This window comes from Nonomuraea sp. NPDC047529 (genome assembly GCF_040642995.1).
Lineage (GTDB): Bacteria > Actinomycetota > Actinomycetes > Streptosporangiales > Streptosporangiaceae > Nonomuraea.
The window spans coordinates 86,840-103,716 of sequence record NZ_JBEYTJ010000027.1 but is presented as its reverse complement, the minus strand read 5'-3'; the positions used below and the strand labels follow the sequence as shown (position 1 = coordinate 103,716).

Annotated in this window: 15 protein-coding genes; 6 read left to right on the top strand and 9 right to left on the bottom strand. The window is 71.7% G+C overall.

What is annotated here, in order from left to right; all coding sequences use genetic code 11:
* Window positions 1-451 precede the first annotated feature (451 nt).
* From ABZ815_RS34455 to ABZ815_RS34445, 3 genes are read left to right on the top strand one after another with little or no spacing between them, the layout of a single operon-like run.
* Window positions 452-1,429, top strand: coding sequence for a MoxR family ATPase (locus ABZ815_RS34455; protein ID WP_352326975.1), 978 nt, complete (start codon window positions 452-454; stop codon window positions 1,427-1,429).
* On the top strand, window positions 1,426-2,688 hold the full coding sequence (locus tag ABZ815_RS34450; protein WP_357705377.1) for a DUF58 domain-containing protein: 1,263 nt from the start codon (window positions 1,426-1,428) through the stop codon (window positions 2,686-2,688). Before ABZ815_RS34455 ends, ABZ815_RS34450 begins: the two co-directional genes overlap by 4 nt.
* On the top strand, window positions 2,685-5,111 hold the full coding sequence (locus ABZ815_RS34445) for a DUF3488 and transglutaminase-like domain-containing protein (RefSeq protein ID WP_357705376.1): 2,427 nt from the start codon (window positions 2,685-2,687) through the stop codon (window positions 5,109-5,111). Before ABZ815_RS34450 ends, ABZ815_RS34445 begins: the two co-directional genes overlap by 4 nt.
* An 87-nt stretch (window positions 5,112-5,198) precedes the next feature.
* Here the strand turns inward: ABZ815_RS34445 and ABZ815_RS34440 are convergent, their stop codons facing one another.
* The 7 genes from ABZ815_RS34440 to ABZ815_RS34410 all read right to left on the bottom strand — a co-directional run bounded on the left by ABZ815_RS34440 (window position 5,199) and on the right by ABZ815_RS34410 (window position 12,265).
* Entirely contained in the window at window positions 5,199-5,594 is a 396-nt protein-coding gene (locus ABZ815_RS34440) for a DUF3040 domain-containing protein (RefSeq protein ID WP_357705375.1), read from the bottom strand.
* A gap of 240 nt (window positions 5,595-5,834) precedes the next feature.
* A complete protein-coding gene (dinB, locus tag ABZ815_RS34435) occupies window positions 5,835-7,076 on the bottom strand; it encodes a DNA polymerase IV (RefSeq protein WP_357705374.1) in 1,242 nt (413 codons plus the stop codon).
* A gap of 32 nt (window positions 7,077-7,108) precedes the next feature.
* Entirely contained in the window at window positions 7,109-7,864 is a 756-nt protein-coding gene (locus ABZ815_RS34430; RefSeq protein WP_357705420.1) for a methyltransferase domain-containing protein, read from the bottom strand.
* 477 nt (window positions 7,865-8,341) lie between these two features.
* Entirely contained in the window at window positions 8,342-8,752 is a 411-nt protein-coding gene (nusB, locus tag ABZ815_RS34425) for a transcription antitermination factor NusB (protein WP_357705373.1), read from the bottom strand.
* 1 nt (window position 8,753) lies between these two features.
* Window positions 8,754-9,314: an elongation factor P gene (gene efp, locus ABZ815_RS34420; protein ID WP_357705372.1), complete on the bottom strand. Its 561-nt coding sequence runs from the start codon at window positions 9,312-9,314 to the stop codon at window positions 8,754-8,756.
* Window positions 9,315-9,339: 25 nt separating this feature from the next.
* Window positions 9,340-10,407 carry an aminopeptidase P family protein gene (locus ABZ815_RS34415; protein WP_357705371.1) on the bottom strand — a complete coding sequence of 356 codons (1,068 nt, stop codon included), beginning with the start codon at window positions 10,405-10,407 and terminating at the stop codon, window positions 9,340-9,342.
* Between the two features lie 145 nt (window positions 10,408-10,552).
* Window positions 10,553-12,265, bottom strand: coding sequence for a serine/threonine-protein kinase (locus tag ABZ815_RS34410; RefSeq protein WP_357705370.1), 1,713 nt, complete (start codon window positions 12,263-12,265; stop codon window positions 10,553-10,555).
* Window positions 12,266-12,415: 150 nt separating this feature from the next.
* Here ABZ815_RS34410 and ABZ815_RS34405 point away from each other — a divergent pair, with 150 nt between their 5' ends.
* Together ABZ815_RS34405 and ABZ815_RS34400 are read left to right on the top strand one after the other, a co-directional pair.
* Complete coding sequence (locus ABZ815_RS34405) at window positions 12,416-13,021, top strand: DUF2975 domain-containing protein (protein ID WP_357705369.1); 606 nt, start codon at window positions 12,416-12,418, stop codon at window positions 13,019-13,021.
* A complete protein-coding gene (locus ABZ815_RS34400; RefSeq protein ID WP_357705368.1) occupies window positions 13,021-13,230 on the top strand; it encodes a helix-turn-helix transcriptional regulator in 210 nt (69 codons plus the stop codon). Before ABZ815_RS34405 ends, ABZ815_RS34400 begins: the two co-directional genes overlap by 1 nt.
* Before the next feature lie 43 nt (window positions 13,231-13,273).
* Here ABZ815_RS34400 and ABZ815_RS34395 read toward each other — a convergent pair whose 3' ends face one another.
* Together ABZ815_RS34395 and ABZ815_RS34390 are read right to left on the bottom strand one after the other, a co-directional pair.
* Entirely contained in the window at window positions 13,274-14,572 is a 1,299-nt protein-coding gene (locus ABZ815_RS34395; RefSeq protein ID WP_357705367.1) for a dicarboxylate/amino acid:cation symporter, read from the bottom strand.
* Window positions 14,573-14,821: 249 nt separating this feature from the next.
* Complete coding sequence (locus ABZ815_RS34390; RefSeq protein WP_357705366.1) at window positions 14,822-15,862, bottom strand: LLM class F420-dependent oxidoreductase; 1,041 nt, start codon at window positions 15,860-15,862, stop codon at window positions 14,822-14,824.
* Between the two features lie 93 nt (window positions 15,863-15,955).
* Between ABZ815_RS34390 and ABZ815_RS34385 the strand changes: the two genes are divergently transcribed.
* The gene (locus ABZ815_RS34385; protein WP_357705365.1) at window positions 15,956-16,843 is read left to right on the top strand and encodes an endonuclease/exonuclease/phosphatase family protein; all 888 of its coding nucleotides are present in this window, start codon (window positions 15,956-15,958) and stop codon (window positions 16,841-16,843) included.
* Window positions 16,844-16,877: the final 34 nt, after the last annotated feature.

The window sequence follows — 16,877 nt, the reverse complement described above, 5'->3', positions numbered from 1 at the left end:
TGCCTCAGCGAAGCGCTCAGCGCTGGCGCACCGGGCCCTCCACTGCGCACCACCATACTCCACTTCTCCCCACCGTCAACTGATCTGAACCGTCTTCGCCATTCGTTTCCGTTGCGTTACCGCAGGTCAGAGCGGTGGAGCGGGGTGGGGGGCGCCAGGGGGGCGGCGCAACCCTCATGGGCGTGTCGAGGGTTGCGAAGTCCGGCGGTATAGGGGCTCGCGAGCGGACGCGAAGGCCGGGTGGAGGAAAGTGGGGCGGCCGAGGGGGACAGTGTCACGGGATTCGCACTGCTATGCGACAAGAACAGGAACATCAGCGAGGTCTCCTGGAATATCCACAAATGTCGCTGAAGAACCCACAGCGTCGTAGGGTCGTACAGACAATGGAAAAGGAATGGCATGGCTCCCGTAATGGCACAGTGCGGGACAGCCGTCGCACTATGGAGGCCTGGTGGCACTAACCCATGACGTCCCTCCCCAGCTCGACGAGCTGGTCTCCACCGCCCACCGCATCCGGCAGGCCATCGAGTCGGTGATCGAGGGAAAGAGCGACGCCGTCCGCCTCACGCTGACCGTCCTGCTCGCCGAAGGCCACCTTTTGATCGAGGACGTGCCGGGCGTCGGCAAGACGATGCTCGCCAAGGCGCTGGCGCGGTCCATCGACTGCCCGGTGCGCCGCGTGCAGTTCACGCCCGACCTGTTGCCCAGTGACATCACCGGCGTCAGCGCCTACAACCAGCAGACGCGTGAGTTCGAGTTCAAGCCCGGCCCGGTGTTCGCCAACATCGTCGTGGGCGACGAGATCAACCGCGCCTCGCCCAAGACCCAGTCGGCGTTGCTGGAGTGCATGGAGGAGCACCAGGTCACGGTGGACGGCGTGACGTACCCCCTTGACGCCCCCTTCATGGTGATCGCCACCCAGAACCCCATCGAGATGGAGGGCACCTATCCCCTCCCCGAGGCCCAGCGCGACCGGTTCACCGCCAGGGTCGCCATGGGCTACCCGGAGCCGACGGCCGAGCTGGAGATGCTCGATGTGCACGGCAGCACCTCGCCGCTGGACAAGCTGGAGCCGGTCGCCACGACCGCCGAGGTGCGCGCCCTGATCGAGGCCGTGCGCGGCGTGTACGTCTCGCAGCCGGTCAAGAAGTACGCCATCGACCTCGTCGTGGCCACCCGCCACTCCCCCGACCTGCGGCTGGGCGCCTCGCCCCGGTCCACGCTGCAGCTCGTCCGCGCGGCCAGGGCGCACGCGGCGCTGGCCGGGCGCGACTACGTCATCCCCGACGACCTCCAGGACCTGGCGGTGCCCGTGCTCGCGCACCGGCTGCTGCCCAGCGTCGAGGCCCAGGGCCAGCGCCGCCTGCCCGAGCAGGTGGTGACCGACCTCGTCAGGCGTGTGCCGGTGCCGGAGACGCGAGCGTCGTGAGGGCCGGACTGCGGGCGCTGACCTCCCGCGGCAGGTCGTTCCTGGCCTCGGGGATCGCGGCGCTGCTGATGGCCCTGCTCCTGGGCGAGAACGACCTGTTCAGGATCGGCGTGCTGGTCACCGCGCTGCCGCTGCTGGCTGCGCTGGTGGTGGCACGTACCAGGTACCGGCTGAGCTGCGCGCGGAGGCTGGACCCGCCCCGGGCGGAGGTGGGCGGGGAGGCCACGGTGACGTTGCGCCTGGAGAACGTGACCAGGCTGCCGACCGGGCTGCTGCTGATCGAGGACACCGTGCCGTACGCGCTGGGCGTGCGGCCGCGGTTCGTGCTCGACCGGGTCGAGTCCAAGGGCGTGCGCGAGATCGACTACCGGGTCCGGTCCGACCTGCGCGGCAGGTACACGATCGGGCCGCTGTCGGTGCGCATCGCCGACCCGTTCGGGCTGGTGGAGCTGACCCGGGCGTTCACGATCAGCGACACGCTCGTGGTGACGCCGCAGGTCGTGGCGTTGCCGCACGTACGGCTGTCGGGCGAGTGGACGGGCGGTGGCGACAGCCGTACCAGGAGCGTGGCCGCCGCGGGCGACGACGACGTGGCGCCGCGCGAGTACCGGCAGGGCGACGACCTGCGCCGGGTGCACTGGCGCTCGACCGCCCGGTACGGCGAGCTGATGGTGCGCCGCGAGGAGCAGCAGTGGCAGAGCCGCGGCGCGCTCCTGCTCGACACCCGCAGGCACGCCCACCGCGGCGAGGGCCCGCGTTCCTCCTTCGAGGTGGCGGTCTCGGCCGCGGCCTCGATCGGCGTGCACCTCGCCCACGAGGGGCTGGGCCTGCGGCTGGTCACCGACCAGGGCGCCGAGCACCTGACGGACCAGGGGCTCAGCCACTCGCTGCTCGACACGCTCGCCGTGGTGCGGCACAGCTCGGCCCGCTCGCTGGAGATGGGCGTCTCGGCCCTGCGCCAGGGCGGCGGCGACGGCCTGATCGTGGCCGTGCTCGGCGCGCTCGACCCCGAGGAGGCCAGGGAATTGGCCCGGTTACGGCACAGCGGCGTCACCGGCGTCGCGGTCCTGCTGGACGCCGGCACCTGGGAGGGCGCCGGCCGGGGCTCGCACGAGAACTTCGACGCCGTGCAGGGCGTGCTGGCCGGCTACGGCTGGCGGATCGTCCGCCTGCCCGCCGGCACCTCCATCGCCTCGGTCTGGCCGGACGCCGCCAACCGTGGCAGGTACGCGCTCAACCCCACGGGAGGTGCGGCATGAGGCTGACGGGCGCCTCGGGCGTGGCCGCGTTCGCCGCGGCGATCCTGCTCTATCCGCTCTTCCAGGGCGGCGCCTGGTTCTGGACGTCCCTCGGCGCGGTGCTGGCCGTGACGGCCGCCGGGCTGTTCAGCTCCCGCCTGTCGCTGCCCGCCTGGGCCGCGCCGCTGGTGGGGCTGGCCGCGCTGTGGATCTTCCTGACCGTGGTCTTCGCCTCCGGCAAGGCGTGGGCGCTGGTGGTCCCGACCAAGGAGTCGGTGTGGGAGCTGGGCAGGCTGCTCGGCGTCGGCTGGGCCGACATCCAGCGCTACGCCGCTCCCGTACCGCCCACGGACGGCATCACGCTGCTGACCGCGGGCGGCGTGGGCGTCATCGCCGTCGCCGTGGACCTGCTCGCCGCGCGGCTGCGGCGGGCGGCGCTGGCCGGGCTGCCGCTGCTGGCGCTGGCCACCGTCCCGGCGACGATCCTGGCCGAGCCGATCAGCTGGCCCGCCTTCATCATCGCCGCGCTCGGCTTCGTCAGCCTGCTGATCGCCGACGGCCGCGAGCGGGTGGGGCACTGGGGCCGGGCGGTGCTCGTCCGCCGGACCCGGGTGGCGACCGGGCCGCGCCCGGACAACGACGGCGCCAGGGCCGACACGAGCGGCCTGAGGTTGTCGGGCAAGCGCATCGGGTTCGCCGCCATCGCGCTGGCCATCCTGCTGCCCGCCGCGCTGCCGGTGATGGAGCCGGTCTCCTTCTTCCAGTTCGGCGTGGGCGGACGCGGGGGCGGCAAGGGCAACTCGATCAGCATCGCGAACCCGATCGCCAGCCTGAGGGGCCAGCTCGAACTGCCCGAGCGGCGCGTGGTGCTCACCTACAACAACAACGACGACAAGCCCAGGTATCTGCGGATCTACGCGCTGGACACCTTCGACGGCCAGCAGTTCGGCATGACCAAGCCGGAGGGCTCGCCGGACAACAGGACGGAGAACGGCCCGCTGCCGCCGCCTCCCGGGCTGAGCGCGAGCACGAAGGTCACCAACGTGGTGACCAGGATCCGGATGAGCGACGAGATCGAGAAGCTGCAGTTCCTGCCGCTTCCGTACCCGCCGCGGCAGATCCGGGTGGACGGCGACTGGCGCGCCGACGTCGCCACGCTGATGGTCTTCTCCATCCCCGACGAGGCCGCCGGCCTGGAGTACGAGGTCGCCACCGGCGAGCCGGCCGCCACGCCCGAGCTGCTGGAGTCGCTGGAGGGCGTCCAGCCGAGCGTGGACCGGCGGTACCTGAAGCTGCCGGACAACCTGCCGCCGGAGATCGTCCGGCTGGCGCGTTCGCTGACGGCGCAGACCAACTCCAGCTACGAGGCCGCGGTGAAGCTCCAGCAGTTCTTCACCAAGGACGGCGACTTCCGCTACGACCTCAGGACGCAGGGGCACGGCAACTCCGCGCTCCAGGACTTCCTGCTGCGCGACCGTACGGGCTACTGCGAGCAGTTCGCGGCCTCGATGGCGGTGCTGGCCAGGATCGTCGGCATCCCGTCGCGGGTGGCGATCGGCTACACCGGCGGCACGAAGGCGGGCGACAACTGGACGGTCACGACGGCTGACTCCCACTCCTGGCCCGAGCTGTACTTCGAGGGTGTGGGCTGGCTGCCGTTCGAGCCGACGCCGTCCGGGTCGCTGGGGCAGGGCAGCGCGCGGGTGCCGGACTACACGGTCCCGCCGGCGCCCTCGACGACGCCGTCCACCTCGCCGACCAGCGGGGCGACCGACTCCGGCGCCGACGACCCGATCAACCCCTCCACCCGGCGCAACCCGCGCGAGCTCGACCGTGAGGGCCTGATCGCGACGGGCGGCCTGCCGCCGGACGACTCGATGCCGCTGATCGGCAAGATCGGCATCGGCGCGGGCGCGCTGCTGCTGCTCCTGCTCGTCCCGGCGGCGCTGCGGCTGCTCACCAGGAACCGGCGGGTGCGCGCACTGGGCTGGAAGGTCTCGCGACCGGCCGACGATCTGACGGCCAGGATCGCGACCGCTCACCACCCGTCGATCGCGGCCGTGTGGGCCGAACTGGACGACGTGCTCCACGACTACGGCATGGCCCGCGGCGTCAGCGAGACCCCGAGGGCGCTGGCCAGGCGGCTGAGCGAGCAGTACGAGTTCGACGCCGACTCGACGGCGGCCATGACGGCCATCGCGACGACGGTCGAGCGGGTGCTGTTCGCCAGGGACCCGGGCACGATCGGGCCCATGAGAAAGGACCTGCGCAAGGTGCGGCAGGCCCTGGCGGCGACGGTGTCGCGGGGACGGCGGATCCGGGCGGTGCTGCTGCCGCCCTCGACGCTGCGGCGGCTGCGGGCGCTGGGCGAGCGCCTGCTCGACGGGTTCGACCTGCTGGAGAACATCAGGCTGCGGCGGACGGCGGCGTCGAAGGGCGCTTGAACCGCTCGTCCAGGACCGGACGTGCGGTCGCTCCCCGGAAGGGGAACGGCCGCACGTTCGTCTGTGCCCGGAGGTTCGCGGAGGCGATCAGCGCTCGTCGTGACGACGGCGCCAGCGCTCCTCCATGCGCTCCATGAAGGTGCCCCGGTTGGCGCGCCGGGGCTGCCTGCCCGGGGCGCCCGCGCCCGGAGCCGGCGGGGAGTCGCCGAATCCGTTCATGCGCTTCCAGCTGGACAGACCCCACAGACACGCGGCGAGCATGACCACGAAACCGCCGACGCCGAGCGGGATCTGACTCATGACCACGCCGACCATCATGATGACGACGCCGAGGGCAAAGCCGATGGAGGCTTTGATCAGGCGACGCTTGTAATGGCTGCGCGGGTCACTGATCCGTACGGTGTTGGCCCACTTCGGGTCCTCGGCGTAGAGGGCCTGCTCGATCTGGTCGAGCAAGCGCTGCTCGTGCTCAGAGAGCGGCACGGCGCCTCCCAAGGACAGCCCCAGGACGGGGAAGACGGCAACGGACGACACGGGGTGTCCGAACCTCGCGGTCGGTTATCCCCAGAATACGAGGCTGTAGACGTAGGCGAAAGCAAACGTCCAACGCAGACCAAACCGGAGGTGACGTCATGGCTCCATTGTGGACCATCTCTCACCCCTCTCCCCAAAATCGCGACATCCTTCTCCTACCCGACTGACCGATCAAGTAGGACATGGGCGTCATGTCTCTATTTCATCAAGCTTGCCACGTACCAGCGACGCCGGGAGCACCGCATCGGGCCCAAATCTCCGGATCGCCTTGTCCATCGCCTGTTCGGCCTCGCGCCAGCCGGTCTCGCGCTCGCCCAGACCGAGTTGGTGGGTGGCCTCGCCGGCCGGGCGGAGGTTCTCCATCCGGACCCCGACCAGGCGCAGGCGCACGCGCTGGAGACCGGCGGCCTCGAACAGCTCGCAGGCGGTGGCGTAGATCACCTGGGCCACGTCGGTCGGCTCCCGCAGGGTGCGCGACCTGGTGATCGTGGTGAAATCGGCCCGGCGCAGTTTCACACTCACAGTTCTGCCCACGTGTCCGCCCTTACGCATGCGGGCCGCCACGCGCTCGGCCAGGCGCAACAGCTCGCGCCGGATCACCTCGGGGTCGTCGACGTCGGCCGCGAAGGTCTCCTCGTTGCCGATGCTCTTGTCGGGCACGTGCGCGGTCACCGGACGCTCGTCGCGCCCCCAGGCCAGCGTCGCCAGGTGGCCGCCGACGGCCTGCCCGAGCTCGCGCTGGAGCGTGTTCAGGGGCACCCTGGCCAGGTCGCCGACCGTGCGGATGCCGAGCCGTACGAGGGACTGCTCGGTACGCTCCCCCACGCCCCACAGCGCCGAGACCGGCAGCGGATGGAGGAAGTCGACCACCTCGCCCTCGGGCACCACCAGCAACCCGTCGGGCTTGCACTGCTTGGAGGCCAGCTTTGCCACGAATTTGCTGCCGGCCACCCCCACCGAGCAGGTGATGCCGTAGCGGTCGAGGACCTGTTCCCTGATCATGGCGGCGATCGCCGCGGGCGGGCCGAGCCGCCGCCGGGCGCCGCCGACGTCGAGGAACGCCTCGTCGGAGGCGATCGGCTCGACCAGCGGGGTGATCGAGTGGAAGATCTCCATGACGCCCCGGGAGACCTCGGAGTACTTGCCGTGGCTGGGCGGGATGATCGTGGCCTGCGGGCACAGCCGGCGCGCCCGGCTCATCGGCATCGCCGAGTGGACGCCGACGGCCCTGGCCTCGTAGGTGGCGCTGAGCACGACGCCGCGCCCGGCCGGCGAGCCGACGATCACCGGGCGGCCCCGCAGCTCCGGCCGGTCGAGCAACTCGACGCTGGCGAAGAAGGCATCCATGTCGACATGGAGAATCGGGCAGCCGCTGTCATCGGCCCCGGTCCGCGGCGCGGGGCCGATGCCTGTGATCTGCTTGCGGGACACGCCGTCGAGTCTATCCGAACAGACGTTCCAGACTAGGGGCGGCGGCCGAGGACGTGCACCTGCGTGGCGACGTCCCGCAGCACGGGGTGGACGGCGGCGGCCTGCTCCAGAGCCACGAGCGCGTCGGCCGCGCCGGGCTCGCCGTCGACGAGCCTGCTGGGCACCAGGTCGGCGAAGACCCGCACCCCGTGGACCGCGCCGACGGTGAAGCCCGTGGCGGTCAGCAGCTGCGACAGGGTCTCGGCGGTGAAGCGCCTGGGCGTGGGGTCGCGGTCGCCCCACGTGCCGCGCGGGTCGGCCAGGACGGCCCTCGCCTCGTCGAACTGCCCGGCCAGCGCCCGGTGGATCGCGCTGGCGACGGGGTTGGCGGCCAGGACGCTGACGGCGCCGCCCGGACGCAGCAGCCCGGCCACGGCGGCCAGCGCGGCGGTCGGGTCGTCGACGTACTCCAGGACACTGTGGCACAGGACCAGGTCGGCGCTGTCGCGGTCGAGCAGGTCGCCGAGGTCGGCGGTGTCGCCCTGCAGGCCGCGCACGCCCACGCCCTTCTCCTTGGCCCGGCGCTCCAGCGCGGCCAGCGAGTCGGGGCTGGGGTCGACGACGGTGACGGTGTGGCCCAGCTCGGCCAGCGGCACGGCGAACCCTCCGGTGCCCCCGCCGGCGTCGACGATGTCGAGCGCGTCACGGCCGACGGCCTGGGCCCGCTCGGCCAGCACCGAGCGCAACGCGCCCCAGACGACGGCGGTGCGCACCGCCGGGGTCTTCGTGGTGACGCCTTCTGCTCGCAACGTCGGCTCGCCTCTCTCTCCTCCGCGGGCGGCCCTCGCCCTGTGCGGACGGGCCCAGCCTACGCCGTACGCGCCGTCGCCCGCAGGCCGGACCTGACCGTCGAACGCCGCCGCCACCCTCTTGGGCGCCCTCAGCCGCCAGGCGTCGGTCAGCAGCTCGGCCAGCTCGCCGGCCGCCACGGCCGCCAGGCGCACCAGCACCGCGGCGTGCCCGTCGTAGTGGGACGTGGTGAAGAACGTGCCGGGGGCGGCGGCGGCGATCAGCTCGTGCTGCCACGGGCGGACGGGGGCCGGAAAAGGGCGCGTCGCGGCTGGTGACGCGCCACTTCCCCGGACCGGCTCGGGGCCCGCGGACAGGCCGGGGGCCTCGCCCGGAAGGCGGCCCGACCCCACGACGGCGCGCCTTCCCTCGTCTCTCGCGAGCCGTACGGGCCGCGTGAGTGGAACGTACCTCAAAACGGCCTTCGCGGCCTTTGTCTAAAGGGTGAGGCTTGGCTTGAGTTGCTTGAACCGGGCCAGCAGCCCGTTGATGAACTGCGGCGACTCGTCGGTCGACAGCTCACCCGCCAGGTGCACCCACTCGCTGATGACCACGCCCTCCGGCACGTCGGGCACCCACAGCAGCTCGTACGTGCCACCGCGCAGCAGGTTGCGGTCGACCGCGGGCATGCGGTCGAGCGTCCAGCCCTCGGAGTAGGTGGTGATCAGCTCGTCGATGCGGGCGTGGTGGCGGGCGACGCCCTCGACGATGGTCGAGGTGTACTCGTTGACCGGCGGCTCCTGCCGCTCCACGCGCTCGGCGAGGATCCGCAGCGGGTCCTCCGAGCGCAGCTCGGCCTCGAAGAGAATGTCAAGGGCGCGCCTGCGTGCTTTGCCGCGTGCAGACACCTCAGGCCCGGCCGAGGTATTCGCCGCTACGGGTGTCGACCTTGACCTTCTCGCCGGTCGTGATGAACAGCGGCACCTTGATCTCGGCGCCGGTCTCCAGCGTGGCGGGCTTGGTGCCGCCGGTCGAGCGGTCGCCCTGCAGGCCGGGCTCGGTGTTGGAGATCGTCAGCTCGACGGCGGCGGCCAGGTCGACGTAGAGCGCGGAGCCCTCGTTGAAGGCGATCGTGGCGAGGGTGTTCTCCAGCATGTAGTTGGCGGCGGTGCCGACGGTGCGGGCGGGCACGTTGACCATGTCGTAGGTCTCGGTGTCCATGAACACGAAGTCGTCGCCGTCCTTGTAGGAGTACTGCATCTCGCGCTTGTCGACGTTGGCCACGTCGACCTTCACGCCGGCGTTGAAGGTCTTGTCGACGACCTTGCCGGAGAGCACGTTCTTGAGCTTGGTACGCACGAACGCGCCGCCCTTGCCCGGCTTGACGTGCTGGAACTCGACAACGCTCCAGAGCTCACCGCCCTCGAGCTTCAGCACCATGCCGTTCTTGAGGTCGTTGGTCGTCGCCACTCGTTCTCTCCCGCGTGTGGCCGCTCTAAAGGACGAGCAGCTCCTTGGTCGTCTTGGTGAAAAGTTCCGGACCGCCCTCACGTGTCACGAGGGTGTCCTCGATGCGAACCCCGCCCCGCTCGGGGAGGTAGATCCCCGGCTCGACGGTGATCGGAACTCGATCCTCTAGTCTACCGGTCCTGGAGGGGCCCAGGAACGGGTCCTCGTGGATCTCCAGGCCGACGCCGTGGCCCAGGCCGTGCCGGAAGTGGTCGCCGTGCCCGGCGGCCGCGATCAGGCCGCGGGCGGCGGCGTCGACGTCCTTGGCCTCGGCTCCCGGGGTCAGGGCGTGGCGGCCGGCCCGCTGGGCGCGTCTGACCAGGTCGTAGAGGTCGCGCTGCCAGTCCGCGGGCTCGCCGAGGCAGACCGTCCTGGTCATGTCGGCGTGGTAGCCGTGGTATCGGGCGCCGAAGTCCATGGTGACCAGGTCGCCGGCGCGCAGCTCGCGGTCGGTGGGGGCGTGGTGCGGGATCGCGCCGTTCTCGCCGGCGGCGACGATCGTGTCGAACGCGGGCTTGTCGGCGCCCAGCTCGGTCATGCGGTTGTCGAGCAGGCGGGCCACGGCGCGTTCGGTGAGGCCCGGCGCGATCAGCGGGAGCACGTCGGCGAAGGCCTGGTCGGTCAGGGCGCAGGCGGTGCGGATGAGCTCCAGCTCCGCCTCGTCCTTGACCGCGCGCAGCTCCTCGACCAGCGGGCCGAGCGGCACCAGGCCCCCGCCCTCGCCTCCGCCCGCGTTCAGACCCGCGTTCAGGCGGCGGAAGGTGGCCACGCTCATGGCGGCGGCCTCGATGCCCGCGCCCGGCTCGGCGAGCCTGCCGGCCACGTCGGGGGCCTCGACCGCGGTGACGTCCAGGGCGCGGGTCATGTCGATGTAGCGGTTGTCGGTCGCCAGCAGCGCCGAGCCGTCGGCCCTGACCAGGACGGCCGCGTTCGAGCTGACCAGCCCGGTGAGGTAGCGGACGTTGACGGGGGAGGTGACGAGGAGCGCGGGCACCTCGTGCGCCGGCAGCGCCGCGGCCAGGCGTGCGCGGCGCGCCGGGTAGTCGATGGTCATCCCGCCAATGTACGCGCGCCCCCGCCCCTCCCCCACCCCGGCCTGGAACCCGATCAGGAGCCCGCTCGGGAGAGCCCGGCCGGGAGAGCCCAGGCGGGGAGGGCCCGGTCGGGGAGGGCTTGGTCGGGTGTGGGCGGTCGGGTGGTCAGTTGAGGGCGAAGTCGTTCAGGAACGAGGCGAGCGGGCCTGACGAGGGAGCCTCGCCCTTCCTCTGGGCGTGGCGCAGGTCCTCGTAGACGTCGGCGATCTGGTTGCGGGCGGGCTTGAACTGGCCCTCCTGGAGCTTCCTGGCGGCCTTCCTGAGCTTGTCGTGGGCCTTCTCGGCGACCTTGGGGTCGATGTCGCCGATCTCCTCCTGGGAGGTCAGCGTCTGGTCGAACTTGATCAGCCAGTAGTCCCAGCCGCCCGCCGGGGGCCGGTCGGCGCTCAGGGTCGTCTTGGGGCCGACGGTCTGGACCAGGCCGGTGGCGATGTCGCCCGGGGTGAGGTCGGTGGGCGTGGGGTCGGGCTCCTCGGGGGCCGGGCCGGCGGTGAAGGTGATGGCCGGGGACAGGACGGCCGTGGGCGACGTGCTCGCGCTCGGCTCGGCCGCCGGGGTCTCCTTGCCGGAGCCCAGCCACATCACCATGCCGACGGTCACGACGGCGATGACCGCGACGGCGATCCCCATCTGGACCAGCAGCTTGTTGCCGGTGCGCGGAGGTGCGGGGTCCAGGTCGGCGGACTCGTAGACGGCGGTGTCGCCGGCGCGCGGGACGCCGTTGAAGTCGTACACCTGGGTGTCGCCCGGCCGTCCCGCCTGCGCGCCGGCCGGGGCGCCGACAGGGCTTCCGGCGGCGCTTCCGGCAGCGGGGGCCGCGCCCGGGGCCGCGCCGGGGCGGGCGATGGCGGCCAGGGCCCGGCGGATGGCCTCGCCGCCGGAGGGACGCCTGGCGGGGTCGGGCGCGAGCATGGCGAGGACGAGCCGGTCCAGCTCGGCGGGGATCTCGGGCCGGAGCGCACTGGGCGGGACGACGCCGTGCCCGCCACTCCCGGGACCCGCACCCCCAGGACCCGCATTCCCAGGTGCCGCGTTTCCAGCCGCCGCGTTTCCAGGCGCCGCGCTTCCAGGCGCCGCGCTTCCAGGGCCCGCAGTCTCGGGACCCGCAGTCCCGGGGGTCGTGCTTCCGGGGGCCGCGCTGCCGGGGCCCGTGGTTCCGGGGGTCTGGCCGGGGAGGGCGCGCACGCCGGTTACCGGCAGGTCAGGGGTGGAACCGGGCGGGCGGCCGCAGAGGAGTTCGTAGCAGACGGCGCCGAGGGCGTACAGGTCGGCGGCGGCCGTGGCGGGACGGCCGGAGGCCCGTTCGGGGGCCAGGTAGCGGCGTTCGGCCTGGGACGGCTCCTCGTCCGGAAGCCCGAACCCGACGACCTTCAGCACCCCGCTGGCCGCCCGCCGGAAGCTGCCGGAGTCGATCTGCCCGTGGAAGACCCCGGCGCGGTGGGCGGCGTCCAGCCCGGCGGCGGCCTGGCCGACCAGGTCGCAGACCTCGACGATCCGCAGGGGCCCCTCGGCCGCCAGGTCCTCACCCAGGCTGGTCCCGGTGAGGAACTCGGTCACGAGGAAGGGGGCGCCGTCCTGGTCGCCCACGTCGAGGACCATGGCCACGTTGGGGTGGATCACCCTGGCCACCGCCTGGGCGTGCTGCTTCAGCGCCTCCCTGGCGGCCTCGCCGGCCGCCCCCGCGCCCAGGATCTTCACGGCCACGACCCAGTCGGCGCGGGTGTCGTAGGCCCGCCACACCTCACCCATCGGACCGCTGCCGATGAGCTCGTCAAGCCGGTACCGGTCGGCGACCATCGAAGGCGTAGCGTCGGACATATCCCCGCCAAAAACTCGAAAAGTGGGTTATTTCCGACCAACCATAGGGCCCTCCGGCCCCCGCCGCCCCATGATCCACACTTCACACCCCGCGCCACACAGCGCCGGCCACCCTCGACATAACGAATATCGTTATTTACGATTATCGTTATGGCAACGAAGTGGATCCATCGGCTTGAGGTCGTGCTGAGCATCGGCCTCGTCCTCGGCTGCCTGGGCGCGCTCACCGCCCTGGGCGCCACCGTCCTGATCGCCGTGTTCGGCACGGCCAACGGCATCGGCGTCCCGCTGCGCGTCGCCGGCGTCACGCCGCCCGTGGCCCCCGTCCCGGGGGTGGAGATCGTCAGTGCCGCGGCGGACGTGACCCTCCGCCCGCGGGGACCCTCGCCCGCGGCGGCCCTGCTCTACCTCCTGCATTGGGCGCCGCCCACGGCGACCGGGCTGCTCTCGCTGTACACCGTGGTCCGCGCGTTGCGCAGGGCGCGGTCGGGCGACCGGGCGCTGTTCTCCGCCGTGACGGCCGGACACCTGCGCCGGCTGGGCTGGATCCTGATCATCGGTTCGCTCGTGTCGGCCGTGCTCGGCACGGCGGCGCAGGCCATACTGTCCGGCATGCTGCTGACGACCGGCCCGGCCTTCGTCCTGCGGCCGGACGCGCCGCTCGCAGGGCTCGTCGCGGGCCTGTGCGCGCTCGGGGTCTCGGAGATCGTCCGCCGGGGCGTGGTCCTGCTCGACGAGGTCGAGGCCACGATCTGATGCCCGAAGGCACCATCCGGGTACGCCTGGACGAACTGCTCGCCCAGCGCGGCATGACGCTCACCGAGCTGTCGCACCAGGTCGAGATCACCGTCGTGAACCTGTCGATACTCAAGAACGGCCACGCCAAGGCCATCCGCTTCTCCACCTTGACCCGGCTGTGCGAGGCCCTCGGCTGCCAGCCGGGAGACCTGCTGACCTACGACTGAGGGCGGGCGGCCGTACGGCCACCCGCCCTCGAAGCGACGTCGGTCAGGCCGTCGCGGGCTCCGGGCCGCGCGACGGGCGGACCGCGGCGGGGGCGTCGTCGAGCGGCTGCGGCGGCGCGTTGAACACCGCCTCGTCCAGGCGGCCCTCCGAGCGGGCCACCAGGACCGGGACGACCATCTGGCCCGCGACGTTGGTCGCGGTGCGGATCATGTCGAGGATCGGGTCGATGGCGAGCAGCAGGCCGACGCCTTCCAGCGGCAGGCCCAGCGTGCTGAGCGTGAGCGTCAGCATGACGATCGCGCCGGTCAGGCCCGCGGTGGCGGCCGAGCCGACAACCGAGACGAACGCGATCAGCAGGTAGTCCCCCACGCCGAGGTGCACGCCGAACACCTGGGCCACGAAGATCGCGGCGAGCGCCGGGTAGACCGAGGCGCAGCCGTCCATCTTGGTGGTGGCGCCGAAGGGCACCGCGAAGGAGGCGTAGTCGCGGTCCACGCCGTTGCGCTCGACGGTGACGCGCTGGGTCAGGGGCAGCGTGCCGACCGAGGAACGGGAGACGAAGGCCAGCTCGATGGCGGGCCAGGCGTTACGGAAGAACGTGATCGGGTTGACCTTGCCCCAGACCGCCAGCAGCGTCGGGTAGACGGCCAGCAGGACGATGAAGCAACCGATGTACACGCCGACGCTGAACTTGGCCAGCGGGGCCAGCAGGTCCCAGCCGTAGGTGGACACGGCCTTGCCGATGAGGCCGGCGGTGCCGATCGGGGCCAGGCGGATGACCCACCACAGGGCCTTCTGCACCAGTTCGAGCACCGAACGGCTGAGGTTGAGGAACGGCTCCGCCTTCTCCCCCACGGCCAGGGCCGCCGCGCCGAGGACGACACCCAGGAAGACGATCTGGAGGACGTTCACCTCGGTGAAGGCCGTGACGATGTTGGTGGGCAGGATGCCGGTGACGAAGTCGAGCCAGGTGCCGGCGCCCTCCATGTCGACGGCCTTGGCGGCGCCGGTGTCGAGGGTGACGCCCTGACCCGGGTTGATGATCAGGCCGAGCGCGATCGCGAAGGCGACGGAGATGAAAGCGGTGATCAGGAACCAGAGCAGGGTCTTGGAGGCCAGGCGGGCCGCGCCGTTGACGTTGCGCAGGTTGGCCACGCTGACCAGCACGGCGGTGAACACCAGCGGCGGCACGGCCAGCTTGAGCAGCTGGACGAAGAGCTTGCCGACCTGGGTCAGCGTCTCGGCCAGCCAGGCCACGTCCCAGATCTTGGCGACGAACCCCAGGGCGATGCCGGCCGCGAGGCCGAGCAGAAGCTGAAGGGAGAAGGTGAATCTCTTCACGGGAGGAAGGCTCCGGAAGTCAGGCATGCCACAGCGAAGGTGGGCACGCAGGTGAGGAAGGGGGGTCCGGGGACGCGCTGATCAGCGACAGAGGGATCCGTGCAGACGGCACAGATCCACGTGCAGACGCTCGACGAGCCGCACGATAACCACAGAGAACCTCACGAGGACGTACAACACCGTGCGAAACGGGGCATATTCCCGCTCGGCATTGTGATGTGCGTCACACCCCTTCCGGAGCCCGGAGGATCAGGCGACCAGCTCCTTGACCTTCTCCAGCAGGCGGACACGCTCCTCGTGCGTACGGCCGAGCGGCGCGACGTTGAGCGTCGTCACCCCCGACTCCTTCAGCGCCGCGATCCGGTCGCGCACGAAGCCCTCGCTGCCGATCAGCGACATGTTCTCCAGCAGCTCGGCCGGGACCAGCGCGGCGGCCTCGTCCTTCTTGCCCTCCAGGTAGAGGTCCTGGATCTGCTCGGCCTCCTTCTCGTAGCCGTAGCGCCTGGCCAGGTCGTTGTAGAAGTTCTTGCCCTTGGCGCCCATGCCGCCGATGTACAGGGCCGCCATCGGCCGGCCGAACTCGCGCAGCCCGGCCGCGTCGTCGCCGATGGCCAGCGTCGCCTGGGCGATCACGTCCAGCTCGCCCAGCTCGGGGTCGCGCCTGGCCTTGCCCGCGGCCAGCGACGGGCCCCACACCTGCGCGGCCTTCTCCGGGTAGTAGAAGATCGGCTCCCAGCCCTCGGCCAGCTCGGCGGTCATCTCCACGTTCTTGGGGCCGATGGCGGCGACCACGATCGGGATGCGCGGGCGCACCGGGTGGTTGATGATCTTCAGCGGCTTGCCCAGGCCGGCGCCCTCCCCGGCGGGCAGCGGCACGTTGTAGTTGCGGCCGGCGTGCTCCAGCCGCTCGCGCCGCCACACCTTGCGGCAGATCTCGATGACCTCCCGGGTACGCCCGATCGGCGCGGTGTACGGCACCCCGTGGAACCCCTCGATGACCTGCGGGCCCGACGTCCCGATGCCCAGCGTGAAGCGCCCGTCGGAGACGAAGTCCATGCCCGCGGCGGTCATGGCGAGCAGCGTCGGCGTGCGGGAGTAGATCGGCAGGATGCCCGAGGCGATCTGCACCCGCTCGGTCTTGGCCGCGATGTACCCCATCTGGCTGACGGCGTCGAAGCTGTACGCCTCGGCCACGAAGACGATGTCGAGGCCCGCCTTCTCGTAGTCGGCCAGCTCGGCGACCGTCTCCTTGAAACCGCCCGAGTAGTTGAGTGCCATACCGATGCGCATGCCGGGCTCCCGATGAACCGAATGATGTTCCGTTGCGACGTCCACAGGTTAGCGTGTCGGCGTGTCGCGCGGCGAAGCACTAGCCTGGTTCGGGTGCTGAGCCGGGTGGTCGTCGTCGTCTCCGCAGCGGTCGCCCTGGCCCTGGCGGGGCATTCGCTGATCCCGGCGCTCGGCGGGTTCACGCCCGTCCTGGAGAGCCTGCTCCCGTGGATGGGGCTGGCGGTTCCGCTGCTGCTGCTGCTCGCCGTCCTGGCGCGGTCGAGGGCGGCCGCGCTCGCGGCGCTGGCGCCCGGCCTGGTGTGGGCGGCGATGTTCGGCTCGACGCTGCTGGCCACGTCGCCCGGCGGCCCCAGCGACCTGGCCGTCGGCACGGTCAACGTCGGCGTGCGCAACAGCGCGTCCGGCGAGGCGGTCAAGGCCATCGCCGAAGACCTCGACCTGCTGGCCGCGCAGGAGCTGACCCCCGGCGGGCCCGCGGCCAAGCAGCTCAACAAGATGTTCCGCTACCACTACCCGGTCAGCACGGTCGGTCTGTGGAGCCGCTACCCGCTCAGCGAGACCAGCCCGCTCGACGTCGGCATGGGCTGGCCGCGGGCGCTGCGCGCGGTGGTCAGCACCCCCAAGGGCAAGGTCACCGTCTACGTCATGCACCTGGCCTCGGCCAGGCCCGGCCACACCGCCTCCCGCGACGCCTCCCTGACCCACGCCCGCAAACTCGTCGACGCCGACCCCAGCAAGCGCGTCCTGCTGCTCGGCGACCTCAACACCGCCACCACCGACCGGGGCATGCGCGGGCTGACCCCGCCGCTGACCGATGCCCAGAGCGTGGCCGGCGACGGGTTCGGCTTCACCTGGCCGGCCGAGTTCCCGATCACCCGTCCCGACCACATCCTGTTCAGGGGCATGACGGCGACCAAGGCGGGCGTGGCGCCGGCCACCGGCAGCGACCACCGCGCCGCCATCGCCTCCCTGCGCTTCTGACGGCCTTCCAGCAGGTCCGGGTCCTGCCGCGCGT